General features: G+C 62.0%; 19 protein-coding genes. 6 read left to right on the top strand and 13 right to left on the bottom strand.

Going from position 1 to position 22,248, the window contains the following annotated elements; genetic code table 11:
- On the top strand, nucleotides 1-2,322 hold the full coding sequence (locus M5G11_RS17715) for a DEAD/DEAH box helicase (protein WP_420793861.1): 2,322 nt from the start codon (nucleotides 1-3) through the stop codon (nucleotides 2,320-2,322).
- Nucleotides 2,323-2,426: 104 nt separating this feature from the next.
- Here M5G11_RS17715 and nagZ read toward each other — a convergent pair whose 3' ends face one another.
- From nagZ to M5G11_RS17700, 3 genes are read right to left on the bottom strand one after another with little or no spacing between them, the layout of a single operon-like run.
- Entirely contained in the window at nucleotides 2,427-3,425 is a 999-nt protein-coding gene (gene nagZ / locus M5G11_RS17710) for a beta-N-acetylhexosaminidase (RefSeq protein WP_273913303.1), read from the bottom strand.
- 22 nt (nucleotides 3,426-3,447) lie between these two features.
- Nucleotides 3,448-3,972: a L,D-transpeptidase gene (locus tag M5G11_RS17705; RefSeq protein WP_273913256.1), complete on the bottom strand. Its 525-nt coding sequence runs from the start codon at nucleotides 3,970-3,972 to the stop codon at nucleotides 3,448-3,450.
- Between the two features lie 45 nt (nucleotides 3,973-4,017).
- A complete protein-coding gene (locus tag M5G11_RS17700; RefSeq protein WP_273913258.1) occupies nucleotides 4,018-4,731 on the bottom strand; it encodes a TetR/AcrR family transcriptional regulator in 714 nt (237 codons plus the stop codon).
- A gap of 206 nt (nucleotides 4,732-4,937) precedes the next feature.
- On the opposite strand from M5G11_RS17700, the gene lexA reads away from it, so the two are divergent.
- Both lexA and sulA read left to right on the top strand, forming a co-directional pair.
- Nucleotides 4,938-5,546, top strand: coding sequence for a transcriptional repressor LexA (gene lexA / locus M5G11_RS17695; protein WP_273913259.1), 609 nt, complete (start codon nucleotides 4,938-4,940; stop codon nucleotides 5,544-5,546).
- 27 nt (nucleotides 5,547-5,573) lie between these two features.
- Nucleotides 5,574-6,047, top strand: coding sequence for an SOS-induced cell division inhibitor SulA (sulA, locus tag M5G11_RS17690; protein ID WP_273913261.1), 474 nt, complete (start codon nucleotides 5,574-5,576; stop codon nucleotides 6,045-6,047).
- A 72-nt stretch (nucleotides 6,048-6,119) separates the two neighbouring features.
- On the opposite strand, the gene M5G11_RS17685 is transcribed toward sulA, so the two are convergent.
- The 7 genes from M5G11_RS17685 to M5G11_RS17655 all read right to left on the bottom strand — a co-directional run bounded on the left by M5G11_RS17685 (nucleotide 6,120) and on the right by M5G11_RS17655 (nucleotide 14,460).
- Nucleotides 6,120-6,353 (bottom strand): hypothetical protein, encoded by a 234-nt coding sequence (locus M5G11_RS17685; protein WP_273913262.1) that lies wholly within the window; start codon nucleotides 6,351-6,353, stop codon nucleotides 6,120-6,122.
- Nucleotides 6,354-6,404: 51 nt separating this feature from the next.
- Nucleotides 6,405-6,926 (bottom strand): DUF6586 family protein, encoded by a 522-nt coding sequence (locus M5G11_RS17680; RefSeq protein WP_273913263.1) that lies wholly within the window; start codon nucleotides 6,924-6,926, stop codon nucleotides 6,405-6,407.
- Nucleotides 6,927-7,076: 150 nt separating this feature from the next.
- Nucleotides 7,077-9,689 carry a type I DNA topoisomerase gene (gene topA, locus M5G11_RS17675; protein WP_273913264.1) on the bottom strand — a complete coding sequence of 871 codons (2,613 nt, stop codon included), beginning with the start codon at nucleotides 9,687-9,689 and terminating at the stop codon, nucleotides 7,077-7,079.
- 100 nt (nucleotides 9,690-9,789) lie between these two features.
- Nucleotides 9,790-10,041 (bottom strand): DUF1653 domain-containing protein, encoded by a 252-nt coding sequence (locus tag M5G11_RS17670; protein ID WP_273913265.1) that lies wholly within the window; start codon nucleotides 10,039-10,041, stop codon nucleotides 9,790-9,792.
- An 87-nt stretch (nucleotides 10,042-10,128) separates the two neighbouring features.
- Complete coding sequence (gene fadA / locus M5G11_RS17665) at nucleotides 10,129-11,304, bottom strand: acetyl-CoA C-acyltransferase FadA (protein ID WP_273913267.1); 1,176 nt, start codon at nucleotides 11,302-11,304, stop codon at nucleotides 10,129-10,131.
- Between the two features lie 31 nt (nucleotides 11,305-11,335).
- Nucleotides 11,336-13,483 (bottom strand): fatty acid oxidation complex subunit alpha FadB, encoded by a 2,148-nt coding sequence (gene fadB / locus M5G11_RS17660; RefSeq protein WP_273913268.1) that lies wholly within the window; start codon nucleotides 13,481-13,483, stop codon nucleotides 11,336-11,338.
- Between the two features lie 539 nt (nucleotides 13,484-14,022).
- Complete coding sequence (locus M5G11_RS17655) at nucleotides 14,023-14,460, bottom strand: hypothetical protein (protein ID WP_273913269.1); 438 nt, start codon at nucleotides 14,458-14,460, stop codon at nucleotides 14,023-14,025.
- A 110-nt stretch (nucleotides 14,461-14,570) separates the two neighbouring features.
- Between M5G11_RS17655 and M5G11_RS17650 the strand changes: the two genes are divergently transcribed.
- A complete protein-coding gene (locus M5G11_RS17650) occupies nucleotides 14,571-15,020 on the top strand; it encodes a universal stress protein (protein WP_273913271.1) in 450 nt (149 codons plus the stop codon).
- Nucleotides 15,021-15,062: 42 nt separating this feature from the next.
- Here the strand turns inward: M5G11_RS17650 and M5G11_RS17645 are convergent, their stop codons facing one another.
- Nucleotides 15,063-16,979: an ATP-binding cassette domain-containing protein gene (locus M5G11_RS17645; RefSeq protein WP_273913272.1), complete on the bottom strand. Its 1,917-nt coding sequence runs from the start codon at nucleotides 16,977-16,979 to the stop codon at nucleotides 15,063-15,065.
- Nucleotides 16,980-17,183: 204 nt separating this feature from the next.
- Between M5G11_RS17645 and M5G11_RS17640 the strand changes: the two genes are divergently transcribed.
- The gene (locus M5G11_RS17640; RefSeq protein WP_273913304.1) at nucleotides 17,184-19,112 is read left to right on the top strand and encodes a transglycosylase SLT domain-containing protein; all 1,929 of its coding nucleotides are present in this window, start codon (nucleotides 17,184-17,186) and stop codon (nucleotides 19,110-19,112) included.
- A 344-nt stretch (nucleotides 19,113-19,456) separates the two neighbouring features.
- Here M5G11_RS17640 and M5G11_RS17635 read toward each other — a convergent pair whose 3' ends face one another.
- Nucleotides 19,457-20,260, bottom strand: a complete 804-nt coding sequence (locus M5G11_RS17635) for an MOSC domain-containing protein (protein ID WP_273913274.1) — start codon at nucleotides 20,258-20,260, stop codon at nucleotides 19,457-19,459.
- A 78-nt stretch (nucleotides 20,261-20,338) separates the two neighbouring features.
- Nucleotides 20,339-21,274: a chemotaxis protein CheV gene (locus M5G11_RS17630; protein WP_273913275.1), complete on the bottom strand. Its 936-nt coding sequence runs from the start codon at nucleotides 21,272-21,274 to the stop codon at nucleotides 20,339-20,341.
- A gap of 407 nt (nucleotides 21,275-21,681) precedes the next feature.
- On the opposite strand from M5G11_RS17630, the gene M5G11_RS17625 reads away from it, so the two are divergent.
- Nucleotides 21,682-22,170 carry a histidine kinase gene (locus tag M5G11_RS17625; protein WP_273913277.1) on the top strand — a complete coding sequence of 163 codons (489 nt, stop codon included), beginning with the start codon at nucleotides 21,682-21,684 and terminating at the stop codon, nucleotides 22,168-22,170.
- Nucleotides 22,171-22,248: the final 78 nt, after the last annotated feature.

The raw sequence follows: 22,248 nt of genomic DNA, 5'->3' as shown, positions 1-22,248 counted from the left end.
ATGCCCGAGCGACCTTCCGACACCCACCAGCCCCAGCCACGGCTGTGGCTGGGCAGCATCGAATTCAGCGCCTTCGAACCGCGTAACGGGCGCATGCAGCGGCACGTGCAACACCGCGCCGCCCTCGCCTTCGGCTACGACGGCGAGTTTGTCAGCGGCGCGCGCAGCGGCCCGTTGCACCCGGACAGCGAGCACGCCGCGCGCCTGCAACGCCAACCACAGGCCGAGCGCGAGTTGCGCGACACCCTGCTGACCCTCGGCTTCAAGATTGCCACGCGCCAGAGCAAGGCCTTGCCGGAGAGCGCGGGGGCGCCCTTTGAGCTGCCCAACGACAACGCCTGGCTGCGCTTTGTGCTCAACGACTTGCCCACGCTGCGCGAACGCGGCTGGGAGATCGTCTGCGCCGAAGACTTCGCCTTCGACCTGACGCCGGTGGATGACTGGTACGCGCAGATCCACGAGGCGCCGGAGCGCGACTGGTTCGACCTGGAACTGGGCATCGTGATCAATGGCGAGCGCCTGAGCCTGCTGCCGATCCTGCTCAACCTGCTGCGCAGCCACCCGGAACTGCTCAACCCGACACAATTGGCTCGCCACCGCGACGACGAGCAACTGTTGGTGCCCGTACCGCACCCGCAAGCTGCCCGCCGCGTGCTCAACATTGCATTGACCTATGGGCGGCTCAAGCCCGTGCTTGCGGCGCTGGGTGACTTCTATTTGCGCGAGCCCGGCGAAACCACATTGCGCCTGGCCACCCCGGACGCCACCCGACTCAATGCCCTGCAAGACCTGCCCCTCAGTTGGCAGGGCGGCGAGCGGGTACGCGACCTGGCTGAACGCCTGCGCGATATCCGCACCCAACCGGCGCAGACCCCGGAGGGCCTGAACGCCACCTTGCGCCCCTATCAGCTCGACGGCCTGAGCTGGATGCAAGCGTTGCGCGAGCTGGAAGTCGGCGGCATCCTGGCCGACGACATGGGCCTGGGCAAGACCCTGCAAACCCTGGCGCACCTGCTCACCGAAAAAAACGCCGGGCGCCTGGACCGCCCCGCCATGGTGGTGATGCCGACCAGCCTGATCCCCAACTGGCAAGACGAAGCCGAGCGTTTCGCTCCGGGCTTGCGGGTACTGGGGCTGCAAGGGGTCGGCCGGCGCAAGCACTTCGAGCACCTGCAGGACTACGACCTGCTGCTGACCACCTACGCCCTGCTGCCCAAGGACCTGGAGCACTTCAAGCACCTGTCGCTGCATGTGCTGATCCTTGACGAGGCCCAGTACATCAAGAGCCCATCGAGCAAGGCAGCCCAGGCCGCATGCCAGCTCAACGCCCGCCAGCGCCTGTGCCTGAGTGGTACGCCGCTGGAAAATCATCTGGGTGAACTGTGGTCGTTGTTCCACTTCTTGCTGCCGGGCTGGCTGGGCGACATCAAGGCGTTCAACCGCGATTACCGGGTGCCCATCGAACGCCAGGCCAACAATGAGCGCCTGCAGCATTTGAACGCGCGGATCAGGCCGTTCCTGCTGCGCCGGACCAAGGAGCAGGTAGCCACCGAACTGCCGGCCAAGACCGAGATGATCCACTGGGTCGAGCTCAGCGATGCGCAGCGGGACGTGTACGAGACCCTGCGCCTGGCCATGGACCAGAAAGTACGCAACGAGATCAACAGCAAAGGTGTGGCGCGCAGCCAGATCATCATCCTCGAAGCACTGCTCAAGTTGCGCCAGGTGTGCTGTGACTTGCGCCTGGTTAACCACACTGCCTCGAATGTGCGCAATGCGGCTTCCGGCAAGCTGGCAAGCCTGCTGGAGATGATCGAGGAATTGATGGCCGAAGGCCGTCGCGTGCTGTTGTTCTCGCAGTTCACCAGCATGCTCGGGCTGATCGAGCAGGAGTTGCAGCAACGCGGGATCGACTATGCCCTGCTAACCGGAGAAACCCGCGATCGGCGGGCTCCTGTAGCGGACTTCCAGAGCGGCAAGCGGCAGATCTTCCTGATCAGCCTCAAGGCCGGTGGCGTCGGCCTGAACCTGACGGCAGCGGACACGGTGATCCACTATGACCCGTGGTGGAACCCGGCGGCGGAGAACCAGGCAACCGACCGCGCTTATCGGATCGGGCAGGAGAAGCCGGTGTTCGTCTACAAGATGATCACGCGCGGGACGGTCGAGGAAAAGATCCAGCAGTTGCAGCTGGAGAAGTCGGCATTGGCTGCTGGTGTACTGGAAGGCCGGGCGGCGGGAGACTGGAAGCTGGCGGCCGAAGATATCGATGCGTTGTTTGCGCCACTGCCTGGTAAGCGCAAGGGCTCTAAATCAAGTTGAAGCCATCGCCGGCAAGGCCGGCTCCCACAACAGGGCCATGCACATTGGCCACTGTGGGAGCCGGCCTTGCCGGCGATGGGCCGCAAAGCGACCCCAACCAACCCTCAATCCACCAACTGCGCTTCCTTCAGCGCCCCAAGCGCCTCCAGCCAACGCGGCTGCTGGCGGTAGTCGGTGCGTGCAAAACCCTGCCCACGCATGCGGGCAATCCGCGGCGAAGGCGTGACCTTCATCCGCTGCGCCGCCGAAAGGGCCAGCTCTGCCGCTGCCCGGTCATTGCACACCAGGCCCATGTCGCAACCAGCGCTCAGCGCCGCCTCGATCCGGCTGGCCGCATCACCCACCACATGCGCACCGGCCATGGACAGGTCATCACTGAAGATCACCCCATCAAAGCCCAGCTCACCGCGCAGAATCTCCTGTAGCCAGCGACGCGAGAAGCCTGCCGGCTGGTTGTCGACCTGCGGGTAGATCACATGCGCCGGCATCACCGCGGCCATCTGCCCACTCAAGCGAGTGAAAGGCACCAGGTCGGCAGCACGGATCTGCTCCAGGCTGCGCTCGTCGGTCGGAATCGCCACGTGCGAATCCGCCTCGGCCCAACCATGCCCCGGGAAGTGCTTGCCGCATGCCGCCATGCCTGCCGCGTTCATGCCGCGAATGAATGCCCCGGCCAGCGCCGTAGCGCGCAATGGATCACCCTCGAACGCACGGCTGCCGACCACAGCGCTGCGCTGGTGGTCCAGGTCCAGGACCGGCGCGAAGCTCAGGTCCAGACCGACCGCGAGCACTTCGGTAGCCATCAGCCAACCGCACTGCTCGGCGAGGTATTCGGCGTTGTCGTTGTCGGCAATCGCACGCATTGCCGGCAGGCGCACAAAACCCTGGCGCAGGCGCTGGACCCGACCGCCCTCCTGGTCCACCGCAAGGATCAGGTCCGGGCGAATGGCACGAATGGCGGCGGTCAACTCACGCACCTGGCGCGGGCTCTCGATGTTGCGGGCAAAGATGATCAGGCCGGCCACTTCGGGCTGGCGTAGCAGGTGGCGGTCCTCGGCGGTCAACCAGGTACCGGCGATATCCACCATCAGGGAGCCTTGCAGGCTGACACTCATAAATGATCCTTCAGTTCAGGGGCGCGCCGGCCCATTCGGGGCAGGCGGCTTCTTCGATCTGCACCGGGCAATGGATCGGCACCTGATCGAACAGGCGCAGCAGATCGGCATTGCGCAGGCGTATGCAGCCATGGGACAGCGGCACACCCATGGGTTCGCTGTCAGGCGTGCCGTGCAGGTAGATGTAGCGACGGAAGGTGTCGACCGCGCCAAGGCGATTGCGCCCCGGCTCGCAGCCGCTCAGCCAGAGAATGCGCGTAAGGATCCAGTCGCGACCGGGAAACTGCTCATGCAGGGCAGGCGCCCAGGTTTCACCGGTCCAGCGTCGGCCGCGCAGCACCGCGCCTTGCGGCAGGTCGGCGCCGATCTTCGCGCGCACCTGGTGCAAGCCGCGCGGCGTACAGCCGGAGCCGTTGCGCTCACCCGCACCATTCAGCGCGGTAGACACCGCCAGACGCACGACCAGGCGCCCCTGGGCGAACCCATAGAGGCATTGATCGGCGATGGAAACATGCAATAAATCGAGAGTAGGCATGGGGCGCTAGCTTAGCCGATGGCAGCCGCCGCGCCCAGCCGTGAATCAGGCCTTGGCCGTGGCCGGCGCGCTGGCGGACTTGCTGCGCGGGCGCAGTTGCGCAGCCGCCATGGCTTCGTCGGTCACCCCGCTGTCGGCACGCATGCCGGCGGCGAGGAACGGCACCATCAGGCGCATGACCTGCTCGATCGAGGTATTGATGCCGAAGTCGGTTTCGGAAATCGCGCGCAACGCCTTGATACCCGACATGCTGAACGCCGCCGCGCCAAGCATGAAATGCACGCGCCAGAACAGCTCTAGAGGGGGAATACGCGGGGCCGCTTCGTTGACCAGCAGCATGTAGCGGCGGAACACCTTGCCGTACATGTCTTCGAGATAGCGGCGCAGGTGGCCCTGGCTCTGGCTGAAGGCCAGGCCCAGCAGGCGCATGAAGATCGACAGGTCGTTGCCGCTGCGTGGCTGCACCACCAACGCTTGCTCGACCAGCATCTCCAGCAGCTCTTCAAGGGTCGGTTTTTGCTCCGGGCGCCCCTGACGGCGCTCCAGCTCACGCTCGAGGCTTTGGCAGAACGGCCCGAGGAAGCGCGAGAACACGGCCTGGATCAGGGCCTTTTTCGAACCGAAATGGTAGTTCACCGCCGCCAGGTTGACGCCGGCTTTGCTGGTGATCAGCCGCAATGAGGTTTCGGCAAAACCTTTTTCCGCGAACAACTGCTCGGCAGCATCGAGAATGCGTTCAACGGTTTCCGACTGGGCCATGACTACTCCGCCTGACAAACACTTGTTTGAAACATACGTTTCAACACCGTGACTGTCAAGTCAAGGACGGCATTAGAACACAGCTAAAGCGACAATCCGCAGGGCCTGCAGGCAGGTGGCGGGGTTTTTCTTCAGGTGCGGTGCTTGCAGCGGGCCACCTACTGTATATAATCCCAGTCACTGTATAAAAAGACAGAGCGATCGACATGCTAAAACTGACGCCACGCCAAGCTGAGATTCTGGCTTTTATCAAGCGCTGCCTGGAAGACAACGGCTTCCCGCCTACCCGCGCGGAAATCGCCCAGGAGCTGGGGTTCAAATCCCCCAACGCCGCCGAAGAGCACCTCAAGGCCCTTGCCCGCAAAGGCGCCATCGAGATGACCCCAGGCGCCTCCCGTGGCATTCGCATCCCGGGCTTTGAGGCCAAGGCCGAAGACAACAGCCTGCCGATCATCGGCCGGGTTGCCGCCGGCGCCCCGATCCTCGCCCAGCAACACATCGAAGAGTCCTGCAACATCAACCCGGCCTTCTTCAGCCCGCGTGCCGACTACCTCTTGCGCGTACACGGCATGAGCATGAAGGACGTCGGCATCGTCGACGGCGACCTGCTGGCCGTGCACACCTGCCGCGAAGCCCGCAACGGCCAGATCGTCGTGGCCCGCCTGGGTGATGAAGTGACCGTCAAACGCTTCAAGCGCGAAGGCACCAAGGTCTGGCTGATCGCCGAAAACCCCGAATTCGCCCCCATCGAAGTCAACCTGAAAGATCAGGAACTGGTCATCGAGGGCTTGAGCGTCGGCGTCATTCGCCGGTAATTAATACGCCGGCAACAAGGAGGCACCATGCAGTTCCCCCATACATCCCAGCAAGCACAGTTACCCTTGTTCGAAGCGTTCCTGGCCCAACCGGTACTGCCACGCCTGAAAGCCAAGGCACCCGTGCAGCCGAGCAATGAGCCGCAAGCTTTCAGCGAATTGTCTTTGCGTGGTGCATTGGAGCACTGCCAGAGCCTGCTGGCGCCCATGCTGCGCGAGCTGAGTGAAGAACAGGATGCCCGCTGGCTGACCCTGATCGCCCCGCCCGCCAGCCTGACCCAGACCTGGCTGCGCGACGCCGGCCTGAACCGCGAGCGCATCCTGTTGCTGCACCCCCGCGGCAACCAGAGCACCCTGCAACTGGCCTGCGATGCCTTGCGCCTGGGCCGCAGCCACACCGTGGTGAGCTGGCTCAACCCGGTCAGCAGCGCGGCACGCCAGCAACTGACCAGCGCCGCGCGTGCCGGTGACGCGCAAAGCCTGAACATCCGCCTGGGCTGATATTCGCTTCAAAGTTCTGAATGTTTGAAACCTGCCAAGCTTCCTCAGGACGAGGAAGCCATGTGCGAGTGATCAGTGCAGGACGCGTGGCCCGTCGTCACGATCAATCTCGCCATCCACCAGTTTGCCCGCCATCTGCACGCCCACGCTGAGCATGGCCTTGGCCACTTCAACGTGCTGCCCTTGCAGGAACGCCTTGGCGTCTTCGGAGAAATCCAGGGTAACCAACGAACCCTCGTCCTCGGCGCGGCGCAGCTCGATTCGGCCGTCTGGCAGCTCGACAATTTCTAGAAAGGACGTGGGCATATTAAGACGGGTCTCCAGGAAAGGCCGGCATTGTATCAGCCACTGACGGGATCAGCACTCACTCAAGCCTTCGCGAAAACGCACGGTCAGGCCCTTGAGGTTCTGCCGCCAGCTTTCCAATTCCTCACGCGACAGCACTGGCACTTCGGGTTGGTCCAGGCTCACCGCCTGAATCAGCGGCTGGGTGACATCGCCTTTTGGCGCTTTTGTCGCGACCGGCGGTCGGAACAAATCGCGATAGGCATTCAGCAGACGTGCCAACCAGGTTTCCCGCTGTTCGGCCAGCTCGACCAGTTCGGCCATTTCAGGGATGGCGATCGCCGCCAACACTTCGCGGGTCAGCAGCAGCTCCGCGCGTGGCGCGCCAGCCTGTGGCAGACGGTAGTAGCCGGCGATCTCATGGCATAGACCGAGCAAGGCGCCATACAGGTGGAACAGCGCGGATTCGCGCTCGGCCTGGATCAGCGCCTGCGCATTCATCGCCCGGCTTTCCTGGGCCTTGCCCAAGGCATCAAGCGCCAAGCCCGCGAAGTAAATTTTCTGGTTGGTACGGGTGTAGAGTTCCTGGGCCATGAAGGCGCTCTCCGAAGGGTTGCGAGGCGGGTCTGTCAGTGTCTGCGAAGCACCTGCCGTTATGCAAGGGCGCAAACGCATCGCGGGGCCAGCCCGCCCCCACAACAACTGTGGGAGCGGGCTGGCCCCGCGATTGCTACGACGTCGAACTCAGCGCTTGTCTTCGACCTTCCACGCCTTGCCGTCGTAGAACGCACGCCAGCCGGTCGGCTTGCCGTCCACTTCGGTCTGCACGTACTGCTCCTTGGTCTTGCGGCTGTAACGGATCACGGCCGGGCGACCTTCAGGGTCCTTCTTCGGCGCTTCGCAGAGGAAGTGATACTTCGGATCGATCTCATCCTTGTGCGGGACGATCTCCATCACCAGCGGTGCGCGGGTCTCGCGGTTTTTCGGGAACTGGCTGGCCGCCAGGAACAACCCCGAAGCACCATCACGCAACACGTAGGTGTCGTTGACCTTCTCGCACTTGAGCTCCGGCATCTTCACCGCGTCCATCTTCGGAGGCGCTGCTTCACCGCTCTTGAGCAGCTTGCGGGTGTTCTTGCACTCAGCGTTGGTGCAACCGAAGAACTTGCCGAAACGGCCGGTCTTGAGCTGCATCTCGCTGCCGCACTTGTCACATTCCAGGCTCGGGCCTTCGTAGCCCTTGATGCGGTAGCTACCCTCCTCGATCTCGTAGCCTGTGCAATCCGGGTTGTTACCACAGATGTGCAGCTTGTGCTTCTCGTCGAGCAGGTAAGCATCCATCGCCGTGGCGCAGATCGGGCAGCGGTGCTTGTTGAGCAGCACGCGCGACTCGGACTCACCCTCGTCGTCCGCAGCGATCTCGTCACCCGGCACCAGGTTGACGGTGGCCTTGCAACGCTCTTTGGGCGGCAGGCTGTAGCCCGAGCAACCGAGGAACACCCCGGTAGAGGCAGTACGGATCATCATCGGCCGGCCACATTCCTTGCAGGCAATGCTGGTCGGGGTCGGCAGGTTGGCACGCATGCCGTTTTCAGCCGCCTCGGCCACTTTCAGCTTGTTGCTGAAGTCACCGTAGAACTCGTCCAGCACGTTCTTCCAGTCACGCTCGCCCTGGGCAACGTCGTCGAGATTCTCTTCCATGCCGGCGGTGAAGCCGTAGTCCATCAGGTTGGAGAAGCTCTCGGACAAGCGCTCAGTGACGATATCGCCCATCTTCTCGGAGTAGAAGCGGCGGTTGTGCAGGGTCACGTAGCCGCGGTCCTGGATGGTGGAAATGATCGCCGCATAGGTCGATGGACGACCAATGCCGCGTTTTTCCATTTCCTTGACCAGGCTGGCTTCAGAGAAGCGTGCCGGCGGCTTGGTGAAGTGCTGGCTCGGGTCGAGCTGGATCAGCTTGAGGACTTCGCCCTGGTTCATTTCCGGCAGCACGTCGTCGTCGCCCGGCTTGCTCTGCTGCGGCAGAACGCGGGTGTAACCGTCGAACTTGAGGATACGGCCCTTGGCACGCAGCTCGAAGTTGCCAGCGGTGACGCTGACGGTGGTCGACAGGTACTGCGCCGGCGGCATCTGGCAGGCCAGGAACTGGCGCCAGATCAGCTCGTACAGACGCTCGGCATCACGCTCCATACCGGTCAGCTTGGTCGGATGGGTATTGACGTCGGACGGACGAATCGCTTCGTGCGCCTCCTGGGCCCCTTCCTTGCTGCTGTAGGTGATTGGCGACTCCGGCAGGTACTTCTTGCCGAATTCGCTCTCAATGTAGCTACGCGCCATCTCCAGGGCATCTGCCGAGAGATTGGTCGAGTCGGTACGCATGTAGGTGATGTAACCCGCTTCGTACAGACGCTGGGCCATCATCATGGTTTTCTTCACGCCGAAGCCCAGGCGGTTACTGGCCGCCTGCTGCAGGGTCGAGGTGATGAACGGCGCCGACGGCTTGCTGCTGGTCGGGCGGTCTTCACGCTTGGCGATGGTGTAGCTGGACGACTTGAGCTGCTCCAGCGCGGCCATGGCCTGCGCTTCGTTGAGCGGCTTGAAGGCTTCGCCGTTCTGGCGCGCCACTTCGAAACGCACCTTGGCGTCCTTGGCGGTGCCGAGGTCGGCGTGTACTTCCCAGTACTCTTCCGGGATGAACGCACGAATCTCGCGCTCACGCTCGACCACCAGCTTCACCGCTACCGACTGCACACGGCCAGCCGACAGGCCACGGGCGATTTTCGCCCACAGCAGTGGCGAGACCATGTAGCCCACCACGCGGTCGAGGAAGCGCCGCGCCTGCTGGGCATTGACGCGGTGGATGTCCAGCTCGCCCGGCTTGGAGAAGGCCTCCTGGATGGCCTTCTTGGTGATTTCGTTGAACACCACGCGCTTGTAGCGGCTGTCATCGCCACCGATGGCTTCGCGCAGGTGCCAGGCAATGGCTTCCCCTTCGCGGTCCAAGTCCGTTGCGAGATAGATGGTGTCGGCATCTTTGGCCAGACGACGCAGTTCTTCGATGACCTTTTCCTTGCCAGGAAGGATCTCGTACTTGGCCTTCCAGCCGTGGTCCGGGTCGACGCCCATCCGCGCTACCAGCTGCTTGCGCGCCTTTTCTTTGGGCGACAGTGCCGGTGCCTCGCCAGCCGCAGCCTTGCCGCGCTTGGCCGCAGGCTCTTTATTGGCGCTGGCCGAACCGCTGGTGGGCAGGTCTCGGATATGGCCGATACTCGACTTCACCACGTACTGGCTGCCCAGGTACTTGTTGATGGTCTTGGCCTTAGCCGGGGATTCCACAATGACCAGCGATTTGCCCATGGATCGGAAAATTCCTGAATACTGAAAATAAAAACACGGCAGGTACCTGACGTGGCACCGCTATATATAGTGGCAACAGAGTGAGGTCAAGCGCGAGGCTTCAGCCACCCTCGGCATCGGGCCGGGAAAACAGCTCGGTTTCAGCCTTGACCAAAGCAAAGCGCGGCACGTGCTCGCCGTCAACCTCGACCGACTCCATAAACATCGAAAGTGGTCGTACCCAGAGGCCAAACTCGCCATACAGGGCCTGGTAGAACACTACCCACTCCTCGGTTTCGGAATGGCGCGCAACGCCGAACACACGATACTCAGGCCCTTTGTAATGCTGGTATACGCCTGGTTGTATCTGCATGCTGCTCACCCTCTTGAGAAACGCTGTAAAAAAAACCGCAAAAAACAAAACCGGGGCACTAGGCCCCGGTTTCCGTCGCCGCCGCGATTAAACGCGTTCGAAGACGGTGGTGATGCCTTGGCCAAGGCCGACACACATGGTCGACAGACCGAAGGTACCGCCATTCTGCTTCATGACATTGAGCAGAGTGCCGGAAATCCGTGCACCGGAGCAACCAAAAGGATGGCCCAGGGCGATAGCGCCGCCGTGCAGGTTAACCTTCTGATCCATCTTGTCGAGCACTTTCAGATCCTTCAGCACTGGCAGGGCCTGTGCGGCGAAGGCTTCGTTGAGCTCGATGAAGTCGATATCCGCCATGGTCAGGCCGGCACGCTTCAGGGCTTTCTGGGTCGCCGGGACCGGGCCGTAGCCCATGATTGCCGGGTCAACACCGGCAACCGCCATCGAACGCAGCACGGCCAGCGGCTGGATGCCGAGGTCCTGGGCGCGCTGTGCCGACATGACGATCATGCACGAGGCACCATCGGTAATCTGCGACGACGTGCCCGCGGTGACGGTACCGCCCTTTGGATTGAAGGCAGGCTTGAGGGCCGCCAGGCTTTCCAGGGTGGTTTCAGGACGAATGGTTTCATCGTAGTCGAAGACTTTGAGGAAGCCGTTCTCGTCATAGCCCTGCATCGGGATGATTTCGTCCTTGAACTTGCCTTCGAGCGTCGCCTTGTGGGCGAGCTGGTGCGAACGCACGCCAAAGGCGTCCTGCGCTTCACGGCTGATGCCATGCATCTTGCCAAGCATTTCCGCAGTCAGGCCCATCATGCCCGAGGCCTTGGCCGCGTACAGCGACATGTGCGGGTTGGGATCGACACCGTGCATCATGCTCACGTGGCCCATGTGCTCGACACCGCCGACGACGAACACGTCGCCGTTGCCGGTCATGATTGCCTGGGCAGCGGTGTGCAGCGCGCTCATCGACGAGCCACACAGGCGGCTGACGGTCTGGCCGGCAGCAGTGTGCGGGATCTGGGTCATCAGGGACGCCATGCGGGCGATGTTCCAGCCCTGCTCCATGGTCTGGTTGACGCAGCCCCAGATGACGTCTTCGACTTCTGCCGGGTCGATCTTGCTGTTGCGCTCCAGCACCTTGCTGATCAGGTGCGCGGACATGTCTTCGGCGCGGGTGTTGCGGTGCATGCCACCCTTGGAGCGGCCCATCGGCGTGCGACCGAAGTCGACAATCACCACGTCTCTTGGATTCAGGCTCATAAATTCACTCTCGCTCTATATCGTTGGGCGCTTAACCGAAGAAGCTCTGGCCGTTTTTGGCCATTTCACGCAGCTTCGCGGTGGGGTGATACAGCGGACCCAGATCGGCGTACTTGTCGGCCAGGGCAACGAATTCGGCTACACCGATAGCGTCGATGTAACGCAGCGCACCGCCACGGAACGGAGGGAAACCGATACCGTAGACCAGACCCATGTCGGCTTCGGCGGCGGTGTCGACGATGCCGTCTTCCAGGCAACGAACCGTTTCCAGGCACAGCGGGACCATCATCCAGTTGATGATGTCTTCGTCAGTGACTTCACGCTGCTCGAAGATGACCGGCTTGAGCACGTCCATCACGGTGGCATCAACCACCTTTTTCGGCTTGCCGCGCTTGTCGGTTTCATAGGCGTAGAAGCCTTTGCCGTTCTTCTGGCCCAGGCGGTTGGCTTCGTACAGCGCATCAACGGCCGAACGACGGTCGTCTTTCATGCGGTCCGGGAAACCTTCAGCCATCACGTCACGGCCGTGGTGGCCGGTGTCGATGCCGACCACGTCCATCAGGTAGGCAGGGCCCATCGGCCAGCCGAATTTCTCCATGATCTTGTCGATGCGCACGAAGTCGACACCGGCGCTGACCAGCTTGGCGAAACCACCGAAGTACGGGAACAGTACGCGGTTGACCAGGAAGCCCGGGCAGTCGTTGACCACGATCGGGTTCTTGCCCATCTTCTTGGCGTAGGCAACGGTGGTGGCAACTGCCACTTCGCTGGACTTCTCGCCACGGATCACTTCCACCAGCGGCATCATGTGCACCGGGTTGAAGAAGTGCATGCCGACGAAGTTTTCCGGACGCTTGAGCGCCTTGGCCAGCAGGTTGATGGAGATGGTCGAGGTGTTCGAGGCCAGGATTGCATCATCCTTGACCTGCGCTTCCACTTCCGCCAGCACCGCCTGTTTGACTTTCGGGTTCTCGACCACGGCTTCAACCACGATGTCGACGTTGCCGAAGTCACCGTAGGACAGGGTTGGACGAATCGCGTTCAGCGCTTCAGCCATCTTGGCCGGGGTCAGGCGACCTTTCTCAACGCGCTTGCCGAGCAGCTTGGAGGCTTCGTTCAAGCCCAGCTGGATGGCGTCTTCGCGGATATCCTTCATCAGGATCGGGGTGCCCTTGACCGCAGACTGGTAGGCGATACCGCCACCCATGATGCCAGCGCCGAGTACGGCGGCCTGCTTCACGTCGTGAGCGATTTCGTCATGGGCCTTGGCTTTGCGCTTGAGCTCCTGGTCGTTCAGGAACAGACCGATCAGGCTCTCGGCAACCGAGGTCTTGGCCAGTTTGGCGAAGCCGGCGGCCTCGACGTCCAGAGCCTTGTCACGACCGAAGTTGGCGGCCTTCTGAATAGTCTTGATGGCTTCGACCGGGGCCGGGTAGTTCGGGCCGGCCTGGCCTGCCACGAAACCTTTGGCGGTTTCGAAGGCCATCATCTGCTCAATGGCGTTGAGCTTGAGTTTTTCCAGCTTTGGCTGACGCTTGGCCTTGTGATCGAACTCGCCGCTGATGGCGCGCTTGATCAGGTCCAGGGCGGCTTCCTGCAGTTTCTCAGGAGCAACCACGGCATCGACGGCGCCGACTTTCAGCGCGTCTTCGGCACGGTTTTCCTTGCCGGAGGCGATCCACTCGATGGCGTTGTCGGCACCGATGATGCGCGGCAGGCGCACGGTACCGCCGAAGCCTGGGTAGATGCCCAGCTTGACTTCCGGCAGGCCGATCTTGGCGCTGTTGGCCATGACGCGGTAGTCCGCAGCCAGGCACATTTCCAGACCGCCACCCAGGGCGATGCCGTTGATCGCGACAACGGTCGGCACGGCCAGGTCTTCGAAGTCGCTGAAGATGCGGTTGGCTTCCAGGTTGCCGGCGACCAGTTCGGCCTCGGGCAGCTTGAAGTTATCGACAAACTCGGTGATATCCGCGCCGACGATGAACACGTCCTTGCCACTGCTGACAATGACGCCCTTGATCGAAGCATCGGCCTTGATGGTGTCTACGGCCTGACGCAATTCATTCAGGGTTAGACGGTTGAACTTGTTGACGGACTCACCCTTGAGGTCGAACTGCAGTTCGACGATGCCGCTTTCAAGAGCCTTAACCGTGATGGCTTTACCTTCGTAAATCATCAACTGATCTCCACGATATGGAAGCTGAACTGTACACGCTGATCACTGGCAGTAGAGTCGGCCGGCATGCTGCCGCTGTTTGCCGAACCCTTGCACCAGGCACACCCGTCAGCGCGATAGTCGGGATTCTGTAAGAGCTTTCTGGTAATACAAACGCTCAATTCATACGCCCGTTTGATTTGGGTACGCACACATTCACCGAAAAGCCTGCCGATGTCAAATACACAAAAGCACTGTGAAAACGCGACTTTCCGGTCATTTTGCTCAGACAACCACGAAACCCTGGTGACAGTGATCGTCGATCATTCATGTAAGCGATGTGCGCAAGGCGAGAGACGCCAACGGCGGGGGTTTCAACGCGCGGGGTATAAAAAGGCGGGAGCGTGCGCTGGCGCAGGAAAAAAGCCGAGCTACGCTGGGTTGTGACTGAAATATTTCCGGCCTGCCTGGCCTTGAAAGCATCGCGGGACTAGCCCGCTCCCACAGGGATCACATCGACCTCTGTGGGAGCGGGCTAGTCCCGCGATGCTGTCAGCGATTCAAGCCAGTGTTCTGAGCAACTGGGCAATATCCTGCAACACAGACGCCTCACCCTTCTCGCCCCAATACAGGGCAATCATCTGCGGCCCGGCTTCGACCTTGTAGACGCTGTCGGGCATCTTCGAGAACTGCGCCATCAGCACCGGGTCTTCACACGGCTCGCGCCACTGATTCACCCACTGCCCAGGCGCCGCCTGGTAGTACACCCAGCTGTCTACTCGGCCCTTGCGTCGCGCGCGGTGGTATTGCGCGCAGGTGTGCGGCAGGGTTTCGGGCAGCCAATGCGGCCAGTCCTGCTTGGCCAGGCGCATGTGCAAGCCCATGCGCCGAGCCTCCATGCGCAGCGACATGCGCCCGCTGGTACGCCGCGACGGCAGCAGCCAGGCCAGCGGGCTGAGAATCAGCGCAAGGATTGACACTACTACCCAGACCGTCATATCTGTTATTCCTATCAAGACTTTGCAATTGAGCTGGTTAGCCGTGATTCGATGCGATCAGCCTGAAACCGACCATACTTTAACTATCGCGATTGTCAGGAGAACCTCTCATGCCCTATGAACACATCCTGGTTGCTGTCGACCTGACCGAAGAATGCGACCCGGTCATCAAGCGCGCCCGGGAGCTGGCCACCTCAAGCACCTCAGGCAATGCCAAGGTGTCCCTCGTGCACATCGTCGAACCCATGGCCATGGCCTTTGGCGGCGACGTACCGATGGACCTGTCGCAACTCCAGCAGCAACAGTTCGACCAAGCCAAGGAGCGCATGGATCGGCTGTACAACAAGTACCCGGATATCAATCGCGGTGACGCGCACCTGACCTACGGCCAGCCACGCCAGGAGATCCACCAGTTGGCCAAAGAGCAGCACTGCGACCTGATCGTGGTCGGCAGCCATGGTCGTCACGGCCTGGCCCTGTTGCTGGGCTCCACCGCCAACGACGTACTGCATGGCGCACCCTGCGATGTGCTCGCGGTACGCCTGCAGAAGAAAGAGTAATCACTGGCAGCCCGGTGCACTGTGCGCCGGGCTGCCCTCCCCTCAGCTGTCGAGTTCAGCCCAGCGCTCGACCAGCACGTCCAGCTCGGCCTGCAATTGCTCCAGGCTGGCCAGTACCGCAGTGGTCTGGTCAATCGGGCGCTGGTAGAAGCCCGCGTCAGAGATTTGCGCCTGTACGGCAGCCATCTTCTGCTCCACCGCGTCGATCTGGCCTGGCAGAGCCTCCAGCTCGCGCTGCAGCTTGTAGCTGAGCTTCTTCTTGGTCTCGGCAGCGGGTGCCGCCACCGGCGCAGGCGCTGCGGCTTCGACCACGGCAGTGTTCAGCTCCGACTTGCCGGACTTGCTCTCGGACACACCGAGCAACTTCGGCGATCCGCCTTGACGGATCCAGTCCTGGTAGCCACCGACGTATTCGCGGACCTTGCCTTCGCCTTCGAACACCAGCGTGCTGGTCACCACGTTGTCGAGGAATGCCCGGTCGTGACTGACCATCAGTACGGTGCCCTTGAAGGCTGCCAGCACTTCTTCGAGCAGCTCGAGGGTTTCGACGTCGAGGTCGTTGGTCGGTTCGTCGAGTACCAGCAGGTTGGCCGGCTTGCTGAACAGTTTGGCCAGCAGCAGACGCGCACGCTCGCCCCCGGACAGCGCCTTGACCGGCGTGCGGGCACGCTGCGGGCTGAACAGGAAGTCACCGAGGTAGCTCAGGACATGGCGGTTCTGGCCGTCGATCTCGATGAAGTCGCGCCCTTCGGCGAGGTTCTCGATCACGGTCTTTTCCAGGTCCAACTGATGGCGCAACTGGTCGAAGTAGGCCACTTCCAGGCGCGTGCCGGACTCGACCTTGCCGCCGGTGGGCTCCAGGTCGCCGAGCATCAGCTTGAGCAGCGTGGTCTTGCCGGTACCGTTGGCGCCGAGCAGACCGATGCGGTCTTCGCGCTGCAGCACCATGGAGAAATCCTTGACCAGGTTCGGCCCGCCCGGGTGAGCGAAGGAAACGTTCTCCAGCACCATCACCTGCTTGCCGGATTTCTCCGCAACGTCGAGCTGGATGTTGGCCTTGCCCTGACGCTCGCGGCGCTCGCCACGCTCGACGCGCAGTTCCTTCAGCGCACGTACGCGGCCTTCGTTACGGGTGCGACGGGCCTTGATGCCCTGGCGAATCCACACTTCTTCCTGGGCCAGGCGCTTGTCGAACAGCGCGTTGGCGGTTTCTTCCGCGGAAAGCATGGCTTCCTTGTGCACCAGGAAGCTGGCGTAATCGCCATTCCAGTCGATCAGGCCGCCACGGTCCAGTTCGAGGATGCGGTTGGCCAGGTTCTGCAAGAAGGACCGGTCGTGGGTAATGAACAGCACGGCGCCGCCGAAACTGCTCAGGGCATCTTCAAGCCAGGCAATGGCGCCGATGTCCAGGTGGTTGGTTGGTTCGTCGAGCAGCAGCAGGTCCGGTTCGGACACCAGCGCCTGGGCCAGCAGCACGCGGCGACGCCAGCCACCGGACAGCTCGGCCAGGGTCTTGTCGGCCGGCAGTTGCAGGCGGCTCAGGGTGCTGTCGACCAGTTGCTGCAGACGCCAGCCGTCGCGGGCTTCGAGGTCATGCTGGACGTGCATGAGCTTCTCGAGGTCGGCGTCGGTGTGAATGTTCTGGCTCAGGTGATGGTATTCGGCGAGCAGCGCGCCAACCCCGTCGAGGCCTTCGGCAACCACGTCGAAAACCGTCCGCCCGTCGGCGACTGGCAGTTCCTGCGGCAGCTCGCCGATTTTCAGCCCGGGTGCGCGCCAGACATCGCCTTCATCGGGCTTCTGATCGCCCTTCACCAGGCGCAGCATGCTTGATTTGCCTGTGCCATTGCGGCCGATGATGCAGACCCGCTCACCACGGGCGATCTGCCAGGACACCTTGTCCAGCAACGGCATGGCGCCGAACGCAAGGGACACATCGCTTAATTTGAGCAGGGTCATGATCTTCTCCAAAAACAGGGCGCGCATTCTACCTGACTTGGGCCTCCTTCACATTACGTGTAACCGCGAGCGGTCCGTCGTCGCGCTTACGTCCAGATACAAGCACAATGCTTTCATCCGCCCCCGGCAAACAGCTAAGCTTAAGCCCGTAACCCATCAGTGCTGGCGACGCCGACACTCGTTTTGGTCAAACTGTCCGGAAGTATCATGCGCCGCCTGCTCAGCCTTGTTTCCTGCCTGCTCCTCTCTGCCACCGCGGCCAACGCCGCGCAGGCTGCCGACCTCACCCAGCAACGTCAGTACTACGACGAAGCCAAGCGCGCCCTGGCCAAGGGTGACAGCGGCCCCTACCGCCGTTACGAACAGGCCCTGCGTGATTATCCGCTGGAGCCTTATCTGGCGTATGACGAGCTGACGGCTCGCCTGAAGACCGCCAGCAACGAAGAAATCGAGCGTTTCCTGGCCCAGCACGGCGACCTGCCCCAGGCCAACTGGATGAAACTGCGCTGGTTGCGTTGGTTGGCTGATCGCGGCGAATGGCCGACGTTCGTCAAGTATTACGACCCGAAAATGAATTTCACCGAGTTGGACTGCCTCAATGGCCAGTACCAGCTCAGCCACAACCTGAAGGCCGAAGGCTACGCCAACACCGAGAAACTCTGGTTGGTTGGCAAGTCGCAGCCTGCGGCCTGCGATGCCCTGTTTGACTTGTGGGCGGCCCAGGGCCAGCTCACCGAACAGAAGCGTTGGCAGCGTGCCAAGCTCGCCGCGCAGGCACGCAACTATGCCTTGGCCAACAGCCTGGTGAAGTCGCTGAATACCCTGGGTGCACAAGGTCGCTTGCTGGTTGATGTGGCGCAAAAGCCTGAGCTGCTGAACCAGCCAGGGCGCTTCGTACCTGTCGATGAGGCGATGTCCGACGTGGTCAGCCTGGGCCTGCGCCGCCTTGCCCGGCAAGACCCGGAGCGCGCCATGGCGCTGCTCGACGACTATGCCAACCGCATGCATTTCTCGCGCGATGAGAAAGTCGCCATCGCCAATGAAATCGGCCTGACCCTGGCGCGTCGTTATGACCCGCGCGCGCTGGACCTGATGACCAAGTACGACCCGGAGTTGCGCGACAACACCGTTACCGAATGGCGCCTGCGCCTGCTGCTGCGCCTGGGTCGCTGGGAAGACGCCTACGATCTGACCCGTCGTCTGCCGCAAGACCTGGCCACGACCAACCGCTGGCGCTACTGGCAGGCGCGCAGCCTGGAACTGGCGCAGCCGAAGAACCCGCAGGTTCCGCTGCTGTACAAGACCGTGGCGCGCGAGCGTGATTTCTATGGCTTCCTGGCGGCGGATCGGGCGCAGACGCCTTATCAACTGAACAACAAGCCGCTGGTATTGAGCCAGGCGCTGATCAACAAGGTGCGCAATACGCCGGGCGTGCGTCGGGCGCTGGAATTCCATGCACGCGGGCAGATCGTCGATGGGCGCCGCGAGTGGTACCACGTCAGCCGGCACTTCAGCCGTGACGAAATGGTTGCCCAGGCGCGCCTGGCGTACGAGTTGCGCTGGTACTTCCCGGCAATTCGTACCATCAGCCAGGCGCAGTACTGGGACGACCTGGACATCCGCTTCCCGATGGCGCATCGCGACACGTTGGTGCGTGAAGCCAAGGTACGGGGCCTGCATTCCAGCTGGGTATTTGCGATTACCCGTCAGGAAAGTGCCTTCATGGACGATGCGCGGTCCAGCGTGGGGGCCAGCGGCCTGATGCAATTGATGCCGGCGACGGCCAAGGAGACCGCGCGCAAGTTCAACATTCCGTTGGCCTCCCCGGCGCAGGTGTTCAACCCGGACAAGAACATTCAGCTGGGGGCTGCATACCTGAGCCAGGTGCACAGCCAGTTCAATGGCAACCGGGTGTTGGCGTCTGCCGCCTACAACGCGGGGCCTGGGCGGGTTCGGCAGTGGCTGCGCGGGGCGGACCACCTGAGCTTCGACGTGTGGGTTGAGTCGATTCCATTTGATGAGACGCGCCAGTATGTGCAGAACGTGCTGTCTTATTCGGTGATCTACGGGCAGAAGCTGAATTCGCCGCAGCCGTTGGTGGATTGGCATGAGCGGTATTTTGATGATCAGTAGGCTTGTGTGCTAATCCAAGCTGTAGGGGCCTCGCAGGCCCCTCTCCTGCCCACACTCCGCAGGGCCGTCCAAGGCTCCGTGCAGGCTCCACTCAGCGATTTGTGTACATCACACAAAGCAAAGCCACACACTGTGGGAACAACTGTCTTGCACCCTTTTTGTAGCCGCTGCCGATAGGCTGCGCTGGAGCCCGTGAGGGCTCCCAAAGGCGGCGCCTGCTATGCAGGCGAGCGCAGCCTCACGGCAGCGGCTACGGGGGCTTGTCGGGGCGCCGGAGCGCAGCATTGATCGTGATCTGCCGCCGGGGCGCAAGAGGCCCGAAAGCCCCACACCCCCATCAAAAACTACTCCAACACCACAACATCCATGCCCACCTCAAGCACCCCTTCCCCATCGGCCACCAGGTTCTGCCCAAACATCACATCCCCCTCTTTCTCCCGATAGGTCTTGAGCGTCGTCAGCGGCTCACGGTCATCACTACGCTCCCCGGTTTGCGGGTCGATGGTGGTCAAGATGCACCGCGAACACGGCTTGAGCACCCGAAAATCCTGCGTCCCGATGCGAATCCGCTTCCAGCCATCTTCAGCGAACGCCGTACTCCCGGTGATCACCAGGTTGGGCCTGAAGCGCTCCATCGCCAACGGCCGCCCAACCCGTCCAACCAGGTCATCCAACGATCCCTGGCCAATCAACAGCAGGGGAAAACCATCGGCAAACGCCACGCGATCATCAATCTGACCATACCCGGAAGGCAAAAATCGCGTGCGCTCCTGCGGCACATGCACCAGCCGCACCGGCTTGCCGATAAACGCACTCAGCCAGTCAGCTGCAGCGTCCCCGGCATCCGGTACACGAAAGGTGTCACGCCAGATCGTCACCCCCCGCAGCGCCTCGCTCGCCTCAGGCACCGCCACATGCAGCGGCGCCTGCCCGGCAGCACTGAGCAGCAAGCCGCCGTCGGGCGCATACAGCGCCGACAGCTGGCTCATCTGGGCAAAGGCCCGCTGGGTCAGGAAGCGACCGCTGTCACGGTCTACCAGCATCCAGCGGCGATCCCCAACCAACCCCAGCAACCCGGTGGCCGAGCGCTCAAGGGCTTCGCCCCGGGCGGACTTAAGTGGATAACGGTAAAGCGCACTCAACTGCATGGCTGCCTGCCCTCAAGATGATCGAAGAGCGCCAGCTTACACCGCGCGCCGGGCAAACGCTGCCCGGCACATGCAGGATCAGGCCGTGGCTTCGTCGAGCATCAGGCGCTGGCGCACCACGTCGACCAGCTTGTCCGGCTGGAACTTGGAGAGGAAGTTGTCGCAGCCGACCTTCTTCACCATCGATTCGTTGAAACTGCCCGACAACGAGGTGTGCAGCACCACATAGAGGCCGCGCAGGCGCGCATCGTTGCGGATCTCGGTGGTCAGGCGGTAACCATCCATCTCCGGCATTTCGGCGTCGGTAAAGATCATCAGCAATTTCTCGCAGACATCTTCGCCCGCATCCGCCCAGCTCTTGAGCAGCTTCAACGCTTTCAGGCCATCACTGGCCACATGCATCTTCACGCCAAGCTGCGACAGGGTTTCGCGCAGCTGCGCCAGCGCCACCGTGGAGTCGTCCACCAGCAGCACTTCACGCCCACGTGCCCGCGCCAACACCGGGTCTTCGAGCTTGTCGCGGGAGACCTTGGCGTTGTACGGCACGATCTCGGCCAGTACCTTCTCGACGTCGATGATCTCCACCAACTGCTCGTCCACCTTGCTGATCGCCGTCAGGTAATGCTGGCGACCGGCACTGGTCGGCGGTGGCAGGATGGCCTCCCAGTTCATGTTGACGATGCGGTCCACGCCCCCTACCAGGAACGCCTGCACCGAACGGTTGTACTCGGTGACGATGATGGTGCTGTTGGGCCCCGGCACAATCGGCCGCATACCGATGGCCTGCGACAGGTCGATTACCGGCAGCGTCTGGCCACGCAGGTTGACCACGCCACAGACGTACGCGTGACGCTGCGGCATCAGGGTCAGCTTGGGCAGTTGCAGGACTTCCTGGACCTTGAACACGTTGATCGCGAACAGCTGACGACCCGCCAGGCGGAACATGAGGATTTCCAGGCGGTTCTCACCTACCAGTTGTGTCCGTTGGTCTACCGTGTCGAGAATGCCAGCCATTGAATCCCCCAAGGCGTATTGCAAAAATGAAGTACGTCGACCTCTTATCGGCCGGTTGTGACGCAGCTTGATGCCCCAAAGAAAATACAACGAGGGGCATTGATGTCACTTTAGCATCATGCTTTACTGCGCTCACTCCATTCCTGTCGTTTCGATCTGCAACAGGTCGCATTCAGAAACCCTCATCAGGGAATCCCCTAGTCGCAATCGGGCGAGACCTGATGTTCGCAATATCCATTAGCCATTAATGTGACGCCATTCTCATTGCATGAACGGAGTCAGGCTTTTGCTCGCTATCGCCTTGTTGTGGCCCGCCCCTGCTTTTGCCCTGCCAAACGCCCGCCGCCCAGGCCTTTTACAGGCTTGCACCCCGCGAGGGCCGACCGATGCCACATGACTCGATGGATATGAGCTCCCTTCACGACTTTCTGAGCGAAGCCCAGGTTTTGCTGATCCGCGCCCAGGAGTGCCTGCAGCACCTGGAATTGATTGGCCACGATGCCGATGCCTGCGACTGCCTGCTAAAAACCCTCGCCAGCCTGGTCAGCCAGGCCAAAAGCCACAGCCAGCCGCAAATTGCCGGGTTCTGCGAGCATCTGCGCCAACTGCTCGAGCCCACCGAGTGCCACGACCGCCTGCAAGACGCCAGCCTCAATGCACTGCAAGCCTGCCTGGTACTGGTGGAATGGCAACTTGAGCTGATCGATCCACACACCGGCAAACTGAGCCTGGACAACCAGGAGCAACTCGAATTACTCGACACCCTGAGCGCCACCCTCAAGGTTGCACCTTCGGCCTGCACAGCCTGCATCGAGACGGCGCAACCCTGCGACCACTCCGCAGACGGCCCACGCTCAGCGGCACTGTCCGGCAGGGCTGCCGAGTTTGACCGATAAACCAGGTCAATAAATTAGCGCCAACTAATACGTCCTGTAGTTGGCGTACACCACGTAACATCCCGACAGACTTTTCCG

Source organism: Pseudomonas fontis, assembly GCF_028656955.1.
In the GTDB taxonomy this organism is placed as follows: domain Bacteria; phylum Pseudomonadota; class Gammaproteobacteria; order Pseudomonadales; family Pseudomonadaceae; genus Aquipseudomonas; species Aquipseudomonas fontis.
The sequence above is the reverse complement of the archived record's forward strand: the minus strand, read 5'-3'. Positions and strand labels throughout refer to the sequence as shown.